The organism is Paenibacillus aurantiacus (genome assembly GCF_042431225.1).
GTDB lineage: Bacteria > Bacillota > Bacilli > Paenibacillales > Paenibacillaceae > Paenibacillus_Z > Paenibacillus_Z aurantiacus.
In genome coordinates this window covers 129842-144967 of sequence record NZ_JBHMDO010000041.1, presented here as the reverse complement: position 1 = coordinate 144967, position 15126 = coordinate 129842, and the positions used below count along the sequence as shown (strand labels likewise).

The 15126-nt window shown below is 60.4% G+C and carries 12 protein-coding genes; 3 read left to right on the top strand and 9 right to left on the bottom strand.

Annotation, left to right across the window (positions count from 1 at the left end; translation table 11 throughout):
- Positions 1-128 precede the first annotated feature (128 nt).
- The 8 genes from ACFFSY_RS25645 to ACFFSY_RS25610 form a co-directional block, all read right to left on the bottom strand.
- Complete coding sequence (locus ACFFSY_RS25645; protein ID WP_377499505.1) at positions 129-1136, bottom strand: C40 family peptidase; 1008 nt, start codon at positions 1134-1136, stop codon at positions 129-131.
- A gap of 361 nt (positions 1137-1497) precedes the next feature.
- Positions 1498-3507: a glycoside hydrolase family 15 protein gene (locus tag ACFFSY_RS25640; RefSeq protein WP_377499504.1), complete on the bottom strand. Its 2010-nt coding sequence runs from the start codon at positions 3505-3507 to the stop codon at positions 1498-1500.
- Positions 3504-3743: a KTSC domain-containing protein gene (locus ACFFSY_RS25635; RefSeq protein WP_377499502.1), complete on the bottom strand. Its 240-nt coding sequence runs from the start codon at positions 3741-3743 to the stop codon at positions 3504-3506. Before ACFFSY_RS25635 ends, ACFFSY_RS25640 begins: the two co-directional genes overlap by 4 nt.
- A 42-nt stretch (positions 3744-3785) precedes the next feature.
- Complete coding sequence (locus ACFFSY_RS25630) at positions 3786-6173, bottom strand: sugar phosphate nucleotidyltransferase (RefSeq protein ID WP_377499500.1); 2388 nt, start codon at positions 6171-6173, stop codon at positions 3786-3788.
- A 15-nt stretch (positions 6174-6188) separates the two neighbouring features.
- On the bottom strand, positions 6189-9074 hold the full coding sequence (locus tag ACFFSY_RS25625; protein WP_377499517.1) for a 1,4-alpha-glucan branching protein domain-containing protein: 2886 nt from the start codon (positions 9072-9074) through the stop codon (positions 6189-6191).
- Complete coding sequence (locus ACFFSY_RS25620; protein WP_377499498.1) at positions 8986-9576, bottom strand: DUF4912 domain-containing protein; 591 nt, start codon at positions 9574-9576, stop codon at positions 8986-8988. Before ACFFSY_RS25620 ends, ACFFSY_RS25625 begins: the two co-directional genes overlap by 89 nt.
- Before the next feature lie 447 nt (positions 9577-10023).
- The gene (locus tag ACFFSY_RS25615) at positions 10024-10701 is read right to left on the bottom strand and encodes a hypothetical protein (RefSeq protein WP_377499496.1); all 678 of its coding nucleotides are present in this window, start codon (positions 10699-10701) and stop codon (positions 10024-10026) included.
- Positions 10702-11102: 401 nt separating this feature from the next.
- A complete protein-coding gene (locus tag ACFFSY_RS25610) occupies positions 11103-11987 on the bottom strand; it encodes a cation diffusion facilitator family transporter (protein WP_377499494.1) in 885 nt (294 codons plus the stop codon).
- 343 nt (positions 11988-12330) lie between these two features.
- Here ACFFSY_RS25610 and ACFFSY_RS25605 point away from each other — a divergent pair, with 343 nt between their 5' ends.
- From ACFFSY_RS25605 to ACFFSY_RS25595, 3 genes are read left to right on the top strand one after another with little or no spacing between them, the layout of a single operon-like run.
- Positions 12331-12702: a GntR family transcriptional regulator gene (locus ACFFSY_RS25605; RefSeq protein WP_377499493.1), complete on the top strand. Its 372-nt coding sequence runs from the start codon at positions 12331-12333 to the stop codon at positions 12700-12702.
- The gene (locus ACFFSY_RS25600) at positions 12699-13580 is read left to right on the top strand and encodes an ATP-binding cassette domain-containing protein (protein WP_377499491.1); all 882 of its coding nucleotides are present in this window, start codon (positions 12699-12701) and stop codon (positions 13578-13580) included. Before ACFFSY_RS25605 ends, ACFFSY_RS25600 begins: the two co-directional genes overlap by 4 nt.
- Entirely contained in the window at positions 13577-14323 is a 747-nt protein-coding gene (locus ACFFSY_RS25595; protein ID WP_377499489.1) for a hypothetical protein, read from the top strand. Before ACFFSY_RS25600 ends, ACFFSY_RS25595 begins: the two co-directional genes overlap by 4 nt.
- A gap of 216 nt (positions 14324-14539) precedes the next feature.
- Here the strand turns inward: ACFFSY_RS25595 and ACFFSY_RS25590 are convergent, their stop codons facing one another.
- Positions 14540-15055 (bottom strand): zinc ribbon domain-containing protein, encoded by a 516-nt coding sequence (locus ACFFSY_RS25590; RefSeq protein WP_377499487.1) that lies wholly within the window; start codon positions 15053-15055, stop codon positions 14540-14542.
- Positions 15056-15126 lie beyond the last annotated feature (71 nt).

Genomic DNA, 15126 nt, shown 5'->3' with positions numbered 1-15126 from the left:
CCCTGTAACGCCATTTTTTTGTTCAATTTAGGGGGTCTTCGGAGTTAGAAGACAATTACTAAACCCTTTTGAGACGGCCTCTTCTGCTGCATCATATTGTATTTGTATAAGTCCGCCGAGACCAATCCTTACAGTACGCTGCCGCCGAACAGGAAGCGCTGCTCCCAGTGCGTGCCCGCGATATCGCTCGTGCGCACGCCGCCGGATTCGGTCGAATACGTGTGCAGGATTTTGCCGTCGCCGAGGTAGATGCCGACGTGCGTAATCGTCGCCGTGGATTTGTTAATGCCTGCGTAATTCGACGCGCTTGTCCCTTTGTAGGACATGAAGAACATGAGATCGCCGCGCTTCAGGTTATGCCAGTCGGTCTGCACCGCGCCCTTGCTCTTGACATAGTCGCCCTGCCCGCGGGAATCCGCCGGCAGAATGAGGCCCATGCCTTCGCGGAACGCCGTTCTGACGAAATCCGAGCAGTCGAACGTCGTCGTCGTGCTGCGGTCGGAGCTGAATTCATACGGCGTGCCCCAATATTTCATACCCGCCGCGATGACCGCCTCGATGGCCGCGCTTGCGTTCGTCGCCGGGGTTTGTACGGTCCCGCCTGTCGAACCGCCGCCTGTGCCGCCCGAGTAATTCGTCGTGATATATTTCGGATCCGAGCTTACGTAGCCTTGAACGCCGTTCTGATCCTGCGCCAAGTACCAGTAGCTGTTCGGCTGGCTGATGATCGTCAGCGGCTCGCCCGTCTTCAGATAACGGATGCGCTCCGCGCTCGTGGATGGTCCGCTGCGGAAGGAAGCGGACGACGCGGCAACCGCGTTCGTGTTGTCGACGGACGGCGCGCTCACCGCTTCGTCAGGCGCCATGAAATCGATATATTTGTCCGCGCTCGACATATAGCCGACTCGGCCTGCGCTGTCTCTGACCTGGAGCCAGTAATCGTTCACTTCGCTCAGCACGGTGACCGTCTCGCCCGCTTTCAGGTAGCGGATCATGGCGCCGCTTGTGGACGGCTTCTCGCGCAGCGTAACGGAAGCTTGAATTTCGGCTTGTCCCGTCTGCGCCATTGCGGCCAGCGGCATGGAGATGGAAGCGGCAAGAATCGAGATCATCGTCATCGCGGTAAGTTTCTTCATTCGTAAGGTACCCCCGTGTCATGTTGTCGTTGTCATGGTGTCATGGTCATGGTGTCGAATGCGTGTACGTTGTTATGGCACCATTGTACGAAGTCCGACACGATGTCGGCTATCGACCGCTCGTCCCATCTTGCTTGCTCTCCTGAGCGCCAAGCCCCAATTCGAAGATAGCCCAAAAAGCGCTCCGCCGGATCGGCCAAAACGATAAAATCGCTTGGCATCTCCAGACGAAGCGCTGTTTTGTCAGGTTGGGTCAGCGGTTAAGTCGTTAGGACTAAAGCCGCAAAACGAGGGCATGCGCTTATCATTCAGGTAATATTTACCGCTATCTTGCTTGAGCGGCACTCTTCCATCTTGTTCCTTATCCCTTCGAATATAACGGCGCCTGATCCGCTTGGTTGGCGCCTTGCGCCGCCGTCAGCTCACGGTGCTTGTTCATGTATTTGACGCAAGTCGCCACGTACGTCGCGTGGGACCAGGTGAGCGGCGTCACCGAGAGCGGCGATCCGCTGAACGGATCAAGCTGCTCCGGCAGCATGCCCGTGCGCAGCGCATGATCGGCGACCCACTCGATCGTTTGGCTGGCCGTTTGCAGCTCGCCCAGCGTAGTCGCGGATTCGATCTTCCAATCGGCCACCCACAGCGTGCAGATGATCCACGGATTGCCAGGCGCTTCATGGAGGTTGCCGGTCCGTTGGAAGTAGTAATCGTTGTAGTAGCGGGCGATTCCGCCAACCGGCGTACGCACGAGCAGTCCTTGCGCGATGGCGTTCATCGTGCTGTTCACGCGGGGATCGGTCGTAGGCAGCACGCCGAACGCCGCGATGCCGTATATACTGCTCTCGAGCGTCATATCCTTCACCCATTGCCCGCCGCTGCGATACAATCCCCGGATGAACCGGCCCTCTTCTTCGTCCCACAGATGCTTCACGATGCTCGCCTTCATGTCTTCGGCCGCCTGCTGGAACCGGTCTGCGCGCTCTTCGTTACCGAAGAGCCGGCAGAAATTCGACGCGGCGGTCAAGCCTGCATGCACCGCGGACACGGAATACGTATAGATGCCGTGCCGCTCTTCCCACAAGTCGTAGCATGGCGAAGGCAATCCGGTCTCCGTGTCCACGTAGTTCATCAGGAATTTGCCCGCGCGCACGACAAGCGGCTTATATAGCGACTGGGCAAAGGCAATGTCGCCGTGCTTCTCGTACAGCTTCCAGAACGCGTGCAGCACAAGCCCCGTCTCGTCGATCTGGATTGGCAGCTGCGGCACGCCATCGGCAAGGAATGGATGCCAGCTGGAGCCGACCGTCCCGTCCGGATTGTACTTATGATGCAAATACCCTTCCGGCGAAAGGCCTTCGGCGCAGAAGACGAAGAACGGCTCGACCAGCTCCGGATAGCCGGCGTCGGACATCGCCAGCGCGATCATCGCGCCGTCCCGCGGCCAGACATAACTATAATGATCCCGGTTGTATTGCAAAATATCCGAGTCATTCGCAGCCGTAATCGCCCCCCGGGCGTCGGTCTGCGTGCGGATCGTCAGCAAGCTGTGCCGGAACAGGCGGATCGCCCGCTCGCTCATGCCCCCGAAATCCCGCTTCACCTTGGTCGCCCAGCCTTCCCAATAGACCGCCACGCGGCGCAGCAGCTTCTCCGGCCGGTTATCCCGCACGTACTGGTCGAGCAGCTTCACGTCCTGCAGACTGCGGCCGACCGCCATCCAGTAACTCGCCCGCTCCGTCGAATTGCCCGGCACGAGCACGGTCAGGCCAGCCGTGCTGTCGACCGAACCTTGCGAGATCGGATTGCCCATCAGATGGCCGTCCTCCGCATCCACCCAGGTTCCTTGCGCACCGCCGAACCGCTTGATGCCGATCGAATATTGCGCGATGCCGCTATCGCCGCCCCAGCCGTTGAACATGAAATAGAAATTGCGCTTGTAATGGAACAAGCTGCCGTTCTCGGGCAGGAACGCGGCGGTATCGCCGACCTCGCTCTCTCCGATGCTCAGGTCTTGATGGAAGAACAGGCGCACCTCGCGTTCGTTATTCCATTCGTTCACCACTTCGATGCTGCGGAGCAGGATCGGGTCGCGCTGGTGGACGCCGTCATAGATGACGAGCCGGATGCCAAGGCCGTCGTGCGTCGCTTCGGTAACGGCCACCAGCGTCGAGTCCGCGTAGCGGCTCTCCTTGCGCCAGCTCGGATTGTCGAGCCAGCTGAACTGGCCGTCGACCCAAATGCCGAATCGGCACATTTGGCCGCCGACGTGATTGTATTGCCCCACGTAAGGATAATAGATATCGCGGATGTAGGAATTGCTATCGATATTTACGAGAAGCTGGCCGTTTCCGACCGCGATATGCCTGGTCATGTCATTTCACCGACTGAGGGGAGATAGGCTTCCGTACCGAAAGGCACATGGCCTTTTTGCGTCAGCTTCATGAGCGCGTCCAGCCGATTAGTGGATTCGACCACCGACAAGTAATCCGACTTCGCCACCGAGTGGTAGGCGACGACCTCTCCCGTATGGAAATACAGCTGCAGCTCCGCCTTATCCTCATCATACGAACAACATGCGATTTGCTTCGATTCGACCGGTAACAGCATCCAATCACCCTCCTTCAAAGTGTTGTAAAGCACGTTCCCTATCTATATGAGATATTGCGCGATTTCTTCCCGATATTTCTGCGTCATCCAGTCCAGCTTTTCGTGCGAATCGCTCTCGACGACGAGCTGCAGCAGCGGAGCGTCCGCCGCATGCAGGACAAGCACGCTCCCGTCGCCGTGCTCGAAGAGCAGCCCGCCCGGCCACTGCGTCGCTTCGGATTCGTGCCGCTCGGCGAGCAGCCGGAAGATGGAGCCTTTGCGCTCCCAGGGACAATCGATCCACTGCCGGCTGCGGTATTGCGGCGGAATGGCAGCCAACATCGCCTCGGGCGTCAGCCCGGTTCTGACCATATGGCGCATCAGCATCGCGGCGGCGTACAACCCGTTCAAGACGGGGTGAAAAAGCGGGTCGTCCGTCGCCTGCAGCATGGAGCGCGAATCGCTCTTCGTCCGCAGCGCCCGGCCGCCCAATCCTTCGGCGATCGTCGCCGCGACGGCCGGCGCGTCGACCGAGAGGCCGAACGTCCTGCCGCGGCTGCAGTGACTGACGGCAGTTACCGCGAGGCAGAGCAAGTCGTCGCCCTCGATTGGCTCGCCGCGCGCGTCCAGCACGCGCAGCGCCCGGCCGCTTTCGTCGAGGACCAGCCGCAGATCGGCTCCTGACATGAGCGGCCATAGCGTGAATTCGTTCGGCCCTCCCGCATGCACGATGCGTGAAGCGCCGGGTCCAAGAAGCGCGGCGGCAAGCCCGAAGATGCCGGGGTCGCAGCAGATCGCTACCGTTCCGAGCGCCTCCCCGGCCCAGCCCACTGCCTCGGCGAAGCGTCTGGCATAGACATCGTTCACATACGTTTCCCCGCGGCCTCCGAGCCGATCTGGCTGGACCCGGCGATAATCGTTGTGATTGTAAGCCGACTCGACCTTCCTCGCCACCGCGCTTGCGATTGGCAGAGCGGCGCCGTCGCCGCATTCGAGCCGGATGCGCGTGTGACCTTCGCTGGATGCATGCTGCACGTGAATGTATCCGTCCAAACCCGCATCCAGCATGTAGGCGCGGGCGGCATCCGGCAGCGTCGTCCCGCCGTCGAGAACGTCGATGCAGGCGGACTGCAGCGCGGGGATGATCGACTCTTTCATGATCGCCGCGTACGCGTGCTCCGAATTCGTCACGAGCAGGCGACTGCCCTCCGGAAGCTGGGAGCCGTATGCCTGCGCGAAGCGGGCCGCGCTCAACGGCGTCATCTCGACGCCGGCTTCGCCTTGGAAGCCCCAGTCGCCGAACTGCCGGGAGCGCGCCGTGCCGCCCCAGACGAGCGATGTCGGCACGTGCGCGTCATCGCGGATCTCCTTCTCCGGCCAGACGTGGACGTGACTTTCGACTGTCGCCCTTCGGCCGATCCGGCAGTGGCTTCCAATGACGGACTGCGCTTTGAGCCGGGAACCATCACCGATCGCGCTATGGTTGCATAGCAGCGAGCCTCGCATTTCGACGGCTTGTCCGAGCTGCGCGTTGTCCCAAATAATCGAACGTTCGAGTTCCGAGGCGCCGCCTACGCGAGCGGACCGGCCGATAATCGAATACGGCCCCAGCACCGTGCCCGGCTCGATGTACGCTCCTTGGCCGATATAGGCAGGACCGAGAATGCGGACCGATTCGTCCAGCTGCGCGTCCTCGTGCGCCCACACGCCGGGCATGAGCGGGCGTCCATCCAATTGTACCGCAACTTTGCCGTCCAGTATGTCGAACTGCGTCTGCTTGTACTGATCGATACTTCCGATATCCGACCAGTACCGGTCCGTCACGTAGCCGTAGAGCGGGATGCCCGCTTCCATCAGGGAAGGAAATAGCTCCTTGCTGAAGTCGTACTCCTTCCCGGGCGGAATATGGGCGAGCACTTCCGGCTCCAGAATATATATACCCGTATTGACCGTGTCGCTGAACACTTCGGGCCAATCCGGCTTCTCCAGAAACCGATTGATGCGGCCGTTCGGATCGGTCTGCACGACGCCGAATTCCAGCGGCTGCTCCACCCGGGCAAGCACAAGCGTCGCCGCGGAGCCGCTTCGCTCGTGAAACCGCACCGCTTCGCCGATATCGACATCCGTCAGGGCATCGCCGCTGATCACGACGAATCGCTCGTCCAGAAAGTCTTCCGCGTTCTTGATGCTGCCTGCCGTGCCGAGCGGAACCGTCTCGTCGTAATACCGCAGGTTCACGCCGAGCTCGCGGCCATCGCCATAATAGCTGGTAATCGCCTCCGGGATGAATTGGGTCGTTACGGCGATGTCGGTTAATCCGTGCCCCTTCAGCAGCTCGATAATGTAGGTCATGCACGGCTTATTCAGCAGCGGCACCATCGGCTTGGGCAGCGAACACGTCAGCGGCCGCAGCCGCGTTCCTTTGCCGCCCGCCATAATGACAGCTTTCATGCTTCGTCCCCCTCCTCAACTCTGCGCGGCCGCGGCGAACTGCCGGTCCACTGCGTCGCCGTAGATCCCGCTTACGCGCTGCGCCAATTGCTCCCATTGATATTCGGTGACAAGCTTCTCGTAGGCATTCTCGGCCATCGATTCGGCCCGATCGGGATATAACAGCGATTCGGTTACGTGCCAAGCGAGCGATTCGACGTGGCCTGGCAGCGCTTTGAAGCCGTGCACGCCGTGCTCGACAATGCTCGCAAGCCCCCCGGTATCCGAGACGACGAGCGGCCTGCGGTACCGCATCGCCTCGAGCGCCACGAGCCCGAACGGCTCGTACAAGCTCGGGATGACGACGACGTCCGCCCGCGCCATCCAGGCGCTCTTCTCGATATAGCTCACGAAGCCGACGAATTTGACGCGATCTCCGAGGTTCGCCGCCTGCTGACGCAGGGCATGCTCCATCGGCCCGCTGCCGGCGATGACGATTCGCGCGTCCGGCACATGATGCAGAATTTGCGGCGCGGCATGCAAGAGCACCTGCACGCCCTTCTCGAAGACGAGCCGTCCGATGAAGAAGATGACGCGTCCTTCCTCCTGCTTCGGCTCGGCCGCTTCCTCCACATGAATGTCGATGCCGTTCGGCACCAGCGCGATTTTGTCCTCCGGCAGCTGGAAGCAGCGGCGCACCTCCTCCACCATCGGCGTGCTGCAGACGATAACCTTTGACGCCTCGTAGCAGAGTCCCGCTTCCAGTCGGTGAATATTTTGCTGCAAGTCCGTGTGAAGCGCCCCGCCGTTGCGCCCCCATTCCGTCGCGTGGATCGTCGCTACGAGCGGGATGCGATAGCTCATCTTAATCTCGCGCGCCGTGTAATACACCATCCAGTCATGCGCGTGCAGCACGTCGATTCGCCCGCCCGCCTCAATCCACTGCACCAGATGGTCGATCATCGCCAAGTTCATCTCGAACATCCAATGGAAGAAGTCCGTATCGCCCGAATGCAGCACCGGCACCCGGTGGACGAAGACGCCGTCCTTCTCTTCGAAATACGGCGCCCCGTATTGCGAGGTCGTCACCACGTGCACCGCCTCGCCCCGCCGGGCCAGCTCCTGCGCCAGCTCGCTGACCGCCTTCGACAGGCCCCCGACGTTCTTCGGCGGATACTCCCAGGCGAGCATGAATGTGTTGCGCATATTCCGCGTCCGCTCCATGACCCGCTCCAGACGCGGCGCCGACAGCAGGGCGACGGGCGAAGGCGTATCGATCGGAAGATAGTCGGCGAAGTCGATCAGCGGGAAGCAGTTGTCCTGCTCCTCGAGCCGTGCGATCCAGTCCGGATCGAGCGATTCATGATCCAGCATGTCGCACAGCCGGTGAAAATCGAGCAGATGCCGCTTCGTCCGGTTCACCGCATACTCCACGACCGTGCCCGCATCCATAATGAATGCCCAGTCGCTGCTCTGGGCCAGCATCAGCTCGCGCGCGGCCTGGTTCAGCGCCCGCCGCGTCAGCGCGCGCAGCGCGCTCTCGCCCCCGCCTGCCAATTCCGCGTGCGCGCTGGCGACACGGATCATCCGCTCTTCCGCTTGGTGCAGATGGCGGTAGATCCAATCGTTATGCCCTTGCAGCCATACCTCGGCTGATGAATTCCGCCCCCAGCTGGAGTCGTTGATTTTGCCCGTATCGGCCAGCGGGTATTGGGCCAAATACTCGGATGGCGTAATCATCTTCACCGTATGCTGGTCGTAATAAAGCTTGCGGCACAACTCCTCCAGCCAGATCGGCCCCTCATACCACCAATGGCCGAATAGCTCGGCATCATACGGGGCGAGCATGAGCGGCGTCCGGTCGAGGAAGCCATAGGCATGCTCGGCCTCCGCTTGGCGGCACGCGATGAAGTGGTCCGCTTGCATGGCCGCCTTGCCGTGCGCCCATTCCGGATTGTACGGCTCCTTATACGAGCCCTTGGAGGTGATGCGGTAATATTTGATGCCCGTATTAACCCGCTCGTTCGTCGGCAGGACATACGGCTTAATGTACGCCCAAGCCTCTTCGGATTCCCAGCCCAAGTCCCAGCCGATGTCGCGGTAATACTCTCGGTAGTCGAAATCTCCCGGGTAACCATCCGTCGAGCTCCAGACTTGCTGGGCGGAAGCGGGATCGCGCGGGAATGCCGTCACACCGTATGGCGTCAAGAGCGGTGCGTATAGTTCCCGGTTGGCCCGAGGGGTCGCATACTGGACGGCGGTGGAATCGCAAATGAAATAATGAATGCCGTATTGGCGCAAAATGCGGTCAATCCCAACACTGTAGGCGCACTCCGGCAGCCAAATGCCGCGCGGCCGCTGGCCGAAATGGCGGACGTAATCATTGACCGCGGTCGCGATCTGCGCCTTCACAGCCTCCTCTGTCTTCACGAGCGGCAGGAACGCATGGGTCGCCGCGCTGGTCATGATCTCGATCTTGCCGGCATCCTGCAGCGCCTTGAAGCGCGGGATGAGCGCCATGCCGCCGGCAAGGTACATCGCTTTGCAATGCGCGAAGCGCTCCTTGTACATCTGGGCGAGCGGGAGCAGGCTCGAATCTTCCTTGAGCCGTATCGTCTCGTTCTCCGCCAGCCGGATCAGCTTATCCAGATGGGAGAGGAAGCGCTGCTGCATGAGCGAATCCTCCAGAAGGGCGAGCAGCGTCGGCGTCATGGAGACCGTTATCCGGTAATCCACGCCGTCGCCGTCCAGCCGCTCCAGCATCGCAAGCAGCGGCAAGTACGTCTCCAGCATCGCTTCGTAGAACCAACGTTCTTCGAGATAATCGTCCCGGTCATGGTGACGTATGTAGGGGAGATGCATGTGCAGCACCAGGGTGATATACCCTTTGCAGACCGGCCTCGGCCGGATTTTGTTCATCATCAAGACGAATGCCTCCTTTCTGAATCTGGGCGAGGGTCTGCATATTCTCGAAGAGATGCGGCAGGACGCGCTCGCCATACGGATGAACGGTCGGCCAAGCGGCGATCACCGGCTCCCCGTAACCAGGCGCCGCATCGCGCGGGGCGGCCGCGAAGTTCGAGCGCAGCAGAGGCACGAATTGCCGGTTCCACGTGTACGTGCCGAAGTCGACGAGGTACGTGCAGCCTGCCCGGACGCCGCCGATGTACCAATTGTTCGCCTCTGGATTCGTTTCGATATCGAAGTAGCCGTTCGCGTTGCTGCCGTCGAAATAGACGTGCGTGACGTCGTACACGCGCAGCACCTTCGGCAGAAAATGCCAGTCCGTCTGAAAATGCTGGGCTGCCAGCCATCTGCGGCGGTTGCCGATCTCCCAGTAGACATACAGCGTATGGGCATCCTGGACCAGCAGATGAAGCAAATCCTTGTCATAGCGATCAGGCAGTTCCTGATGATAAAACATCGGCTTAAAGCCGCCTCCTCTCGCGCATTGCGGGTAACCAACGTCATTAGAATGGCATTCCTTCTTCTGGGTTATGCAAAATGTACCGCCTTAGCCTCCCCCTTCCCCCTCCACCGAGGGGAACCAAAGGGCTTCGCCCTCTGGACACCGGTTATCGCCTCCCCCTTCCCCCTCCGCGGAGGGGAACCAAAGGACTTCGCCCTCTGGACACCCTTTTTCGTGCTGACACGTTTGTTCGCGGTGGGCGAATGGGTTCGCGCTCGGCACGCTTTTGTCCTTACGGACAAAGCTCCATACGCGGGTCTCCTCCCCCTTCCCGGTTATCGCCTCCCCCTTCCCCCTCCATCGGAGAGGAACCAAAGGACTTCGCCCTCTGGACACCCTTTTTCGTGCTGACACGTTTGTTCGCGGTGGGCGAGTGGGTTCGCGCTCGGCACGCTTTTGTCCTTACGGACAAAGCTCCATACGCGGGTCTCCCCCCTTCCCCCTCCAGCGGAGAGGAACCAAAGGGCTTCGCCCTCTGGACACCCTCTTCGTGCTGGCACGTTTGTTCGCGGTGGGCGGGCCGTGCGAGCTCGGCACGCTTTTGTCCTTGCGGACAAAGCTAACGTCGTTGCCACCCCCCTCCTCCAATGCAAGCGCGGCGGGATTGCCCGTCCGCAGGCCGGCCAAACCCGCAATAGCGACGTCCATATCGTTATTGCCCGTCCGCGGCCCGGCCGCTCCCGCGATAGCGACACCTATGTCGTTATTGCCCGTCCGCAGGCCGTCCGCGCCCGCGATAGCGACGCCTATGTCGTTATTGCCCGTCCGCTGGCCGGCCAGGCCCGCAATAGCGACACCTATGTCGTTATTGCCCGTCCGCTGGCCGGCCAGGCCCGCAATAGCGACACCTACGTCGTTATTGCCCGTCCGCTGCCCGGCCAAGCCCACAATAGCGACACCTACGTCGTTATTGCCCGTCCGCTGGCCGTCCGCGCTCGCGATAGCGACGCCTATGTCGTTATTGCCCGTCCGCAGGTCGGCCAAGCCCGCAATAGCGACGTCCATGTCGTTATTGCCCGTCCGCAAGCCGGCCGCGCCTGCGAAAATGACACCTACGTCGTTATCAAGGAGCGCACGCATACTTCACCCGAACGTTCCCCTTAACCTGACAGCAATCCCCCTCCGCTGAGGGGAACCAAAGGACTTCATCCTCTGGGCACCCGGAATCCGCGTTGCTTCTACGCGGCCGTCTTCGATGTGTCCTTTCGATGCGAGCCCGCTTTTGTCCAAACAAATGGATCAGAATGCTGCTTGTAATCCTTAAATCTATTTTGGACAAAACCCTTGATTCGAGCTTCGTTCGGGACGTTGTACTTGGGTTGCATAGCTGCTGTTACGTGCTTCTTGCATCATCCTGCTCTTCCTCGCTTTCATCCGCTCCCGCTGACCCGCTTCACTTCCTTTCCATTACAAACAAAAAAGCCAGGTCGGCTCTCGCCTTCCTGACTGCTCTTGTCCGAACCGCGCGGGTTCGCTTGCGCTCAATTCGCGCCGCCCTCCGCGCCTAGCGGCTCCACGTGAACGTGAACGCTCATGATATTGTGCTTGCGCTCCATGCGCCGCTCGATCTCGTCGCTGATCCGGTGGCTCTCCTTCAGCGATAAATCGGGATCAACCTGGACGACGACGTCGATCAACACGTTGCTCCCGTGCACGCGGGCCTTGATGTCTTTGATGGTTCGGACGCCCTGCGTGCGCTCGATCGTGCTCCGCAGCGTATGCAATTCTTCTTCATTAAAGCCGTCGGTCAGCGCGTGAGTGGAGCTATAGAAAATTTCCCACGCCGTCTTGCAGATGATTACGCCTACGAACAACGCCGCCACCGGGTCGAGCCAGTGCAAGCCGAACTGGGCGCCGATGATGCCGACGGCCGCGCCGATACTCACCAGCGCGTCGGACAGATTATCCTTGGCGGCCGCCATAAGCGCTTGGTTGTTGATCCGCTTGGCGAGCCGCTTGTTGTACGCGTAGACGAAGAACATGAGGACCGCCGAACCGAGCGCAACCCACGCGGTCAGCAGATCGGGCGCCGCCTGGTGGCCGGCGAAGAGCGATTTGCCCGCGCTGATCAGCACCTGGATACCCACGGTCGCCATAATGAAGGAAGCAACGAGCGCCGCGATCGTCTCCGCGCGGAAATGCCCGTAAGGATGGTCCTCGTCGGGCGGCTTCTGCGAGATCCGCAGGCCGATCAGCACAGCGGTCGATGCGATAATGTCGGTTAAATTATTAAATCCGTCGGCGACGAGCGCGGCGGAAGCAAAGGCGTATCCCGCGCCGAGCTTCAGGGCCGACAGCACCAGATAGGCGCCGATGCTCACCCAGGCTCCCCGCTCGCCCTGCTTGATTTCTTGATATTGATCCACTTGCGGCAGCTCCTCTCCATGGCAAGCTCCCGGCCGGATCATTCGCTCCAATCCGTCGGATGGCTCTTGCCGCTTTCAGCATACCAAGCCTTGTTCGGGTGGGTCTAGAGAAACAGTGTTGCCGCGAAGCATACTTTCCCTACCCGTGCAAGAAGTTTGACCGCCTCCAACTTTGTCCAGACCTTATCCGGCGGCCCTAGTCTAGCATTGCCGTTATGTATGAAATCAAACCTATTTCCGGCCGCTTCCACATCCCGCCCGCCCCCCGTATGCCAAGGATTGACAGTGTTTTGGTCCGGTGTTAACGTTAGTGACGAAGAAACCGAACTAGGAGGCCTAATCTTTGAATTTCGACGAGCGCGGTCCGATTTATGCGCAAATCGCGCACCGGATTAAAGAAGACATTATAAGCGGCAAGCTCCATGAAGAGGAGCAGGTGCTGTCGCCGAACCAATATGCAGCCTTCTATCAGATCAATCCCGCCGCCGCGGCCAAAGCTTTCGAACAGCTGGAGGAGGAAGGCATCTTGTACGAGAAACGGGGCATCGGCCGGTTCGTTAGCCGCCAGGCGCGCATCCGCCTGATCCGCGAACGCCGGGAGCGTTTCTTCCGAAAGTATGTCGACCCCATGCTCGAAGAAGCGTACGCCATCGGCATTACGCCCGAGGAGATTGCTTCGTACATGACCGGGCCCAAGGGGGCGCAGAACGGATGAGCATGACCGTCGAGTGGAAGAGCCTTACGAAGCAATACCGTTCGCACGCCGCGCTGCGCAGTGTCACCGCCACCCTTTCCGGCAACAAAATCATCGGCCTGCTCGGGCGCAATGGCTCGGGCAAGACCTCGCTGCTCGCCATGATGAAGGGCCTGCTGCGCCCGACCTCGGGCAGCATCCTCGTTCAAGGCCAAGCGCCTTACGAGAACAGCGTCCTCGCCCGGCAAATTTGCTTCGTGCGGGACAGCCGGATGTCCTACGGCTTCGTGAAAGCGCGCGATGCGCTGGCGATGGCGGGGGCGGCATGGCCGAATTGGGATGCGGAATACGCACGCTCCCTCGCTGAACGATTCGAGCTCCCGCTGGACACGAAGGTGCAGCATCTCTCGCGCGGGATGGAGTCCGCGCTTGGCGCCATCCTGGGACTTGCCAGCCGCGCTTCGCTCACGCTCCTCGACGAGACCTACATCGGCATGGACGCCCATGCGCGCTACTTGTTCTACGAAGAGCTGCTCGCGGACTATATCCGCCATCCTCGGATGCTGATACTCTCCACCCATCTAATAGAAGAAGTCGGGAAGCTGTTCGAAGAAGTCGTCGTCATCGACCAAGGTCATTTGATACTCCATGAACCGGTCGAACGTCTATTAATGAAAGCCTACGCCGTTACAGGGACCGAGGCCGACGTCGACCGCTTTACCGAAGGCTTGCAGGTGCTGCATACGCTCGGAGCCGGCAGCTTGAAATCGGCGTCCGTGTTTGGTGAGATGACGGATAGCTTGCGCAAGCTTGCCGACCTGTACCATCTCGAGGTACGGCCCTTGCCGCTGCAGGATTTGTTCGTCCATCTGACGAGCCGACAGGAGGTGCGCGCATGATCCCTGCCAAGCCGCCAGTCCATCCCGCATTGCTCACGCTGCGCATCCTGGTGGCCACCGGCAAAGTCAAGCTGTTCGCGCTGTTCTGGCTTGTCGCTGCCGCCATTACAACGGCCGCGCTTGTCTACGACAGCGTGGCCCTCGGCCCCATCCGGGTCAGCTACTGGGATAACGTCTTTGAAGCGTTGAACATCTTCGCCTTCATCGTCGGCGTCCGTCTCACCTACGTCCACTTGGGCGTACTGCTCAACCACGGCATAACGCGCAAGCATGCAGCGCTCGGCACGTTGCTATACTGCGGCGCATTCGCGCTCGTCAGCGCCTTGCTCATCGGCGCCGGGTTCGCCATCGAGCATGCCGTTTATGCGGACCAGCCCGGCTGGAACGAGCAATTGAAGTCCCACCATCTGTTCACCAGCGCCGATGCGCTGCCCAGCATCCTTGCGGAATACTTCCTGCTTACCCTTTATACGCTGCTGTTGGGACACTTCATCGCCACGACCTTCTATCGGTTCGGCAAAGCCGCCGGCATCGTCGCGATTATCGCAGCCATCAATCTGGCCGTCGGCATCGAAGTCCGGTTCTACGATAATTTCATCAACCTGCTGCAGGAGGGCAGCCTGCTCGAGAGCCTGCTGACGCCGTCGCAGTTCCTGCTTTACTACGGACTTGCCGTCATCTGCCTATACGCACTCATTCATGCCATGCTCCGGACGTCGGAGATCAAGCCGCACACCCGCTAGCTAGGATGGATCAAATCTGCATGACGAATAGCCCCAAGCCATGCGCCTCGTTAGAGGACATTAAGCTTGGGGCTTTCTGGCATTGACTGGGGGCTCTTCCTTCGGCTTAGGGCTTTGGCGTTGAAATCGGCATTGACTTCGAGCTATGCCTTGCCCTATGCACGGTTGAGGTTGGGATCGGCTTTGGCTTCGAGCCATGCGCCGCCGATGAGGGAATCAGCCGCGGTCCGTCTCTTCCGCCGCATCGGCGACGGATGAGCCGGGCAGATCCGACCCGCAGGAGACGCAGAATTTCGCGGACAACTCGTTCTCCGTCCCGCAGCGGCTGCAGACGACGCGAATCTCGCCCATCGTCGATTCGACCGGCTTCGGCTCTTCCATCGCCAGCTGCGATCCGCAGTCCGGGCAATACCGCGTATCAAGCGACACGACCTTGCCGCACGCGCAGGACTTCTCTGAACGAATATGCTTGATGCGCTCCTCCAGCATGTCGATCTCCATCCGAACCTCGTCCAGCTGCCGCAAATAGCCCGCCACTTCTTCCTCATGGGCGCCATCCTGCGCACGGCTCGCGTGGGCCTGATAGACCGATTCGCCAATTTGGCGGAACAGCTGGTCCATGTCTTTCTCTTTGCCTGCGATTTGGCCGCGAAGCTTCGTAATCTCCACCGTTTGCTGCGCCTTCTTCGCCGCTTCCGACGCGCTTTGCTTTACTTTATCAAAAAAGGACATGAGATAGGTCTCCTTCCAGCGTGACGTCGCCTATGTTCCCTTTATTCTATCACAAATCGACATCCGGAATC

What these genes read in the sequence shown, in the direction of transcription:
- ACFFSY_RS25645 (WP_377499505.1), bottom strand. Translation starts at nt 1,136, where the DNA reads ATGAAGAAACTTACCGCGATGACGATGATCTCGATTCTTGCCGCTTCC.
- ACFFSY_RS25640 (WP_377499504.1), bottom strand. Translation starts at nt 3,507, where the DNA reads ATGACCAGGCATATCGCGGTCGGAAACGGCCAGCTTCTCGTAAATATC.
- ACFFSY_RS25635 (WP_377499502.1), bottom strand. Translation starts at nt 3,743, where the DNA reads ATGCTGTTACCGGTCGAATCGAAGCAAATCGCATGTTGTTCGTATGAT.
- ACFFSY_RS25630 (WP_377499500.1), bottom strand. Translation starts at nt 6,173, where the DNA reads ATGAAAGCTGTCATTATGGCGGGCGGCAAAGGAACGCGGCTGCGGCCG.
- ACFFSY_RS25625 (WP_377499517.1), bottom strand. Translation starts at nt 9,074, where the DNA reads ATGATGAACAAAATCCGGCCGAGGCCGGTCTGCAAAGGGTATATCACC.
- ACFFSY_RS25620 (WP_377499498.1), bottom strand. Translation starts at nt 9,576, where the DNA reads ATGTTTTATCATCAGGAACTGCCTGATCGCTATGACAAGGATTTGCTT.
- ACFFSY_RS25615 (WP_377499496.1), bottom strand. Translation starts at nt 10,701, where the DNA reads ATGCGTGCGCTCCTTGATAACGACGTAGGTGTCATTTTCGCAGGCGCG.
- ACFFSY_RS25600 (WP_377499491.1), top strand. Translation starts at nt 12,699, where the DNA reads ATGAGCATGACCGTCGAGTGGAAGAGCCTTACGAAGCAATACCGTTCG.
- ACFFSY_RS25595 (WP_377499489.1), top strand. Translation starts at nt 13,577, where the DNA reads ATGATCCCTGCCAAGCCGCCAGTCCATCCCGCATTGCTCACGCTGCGC.
- ACFFSY_RS25590 (WP_377499487.1), bottom strand. Translation starts at nt 15,055, where the DNA reads ATGTCCTTTTTTGATAAAGTAAAGCAAAGCGCGTCGGAAGCGGCGAAG.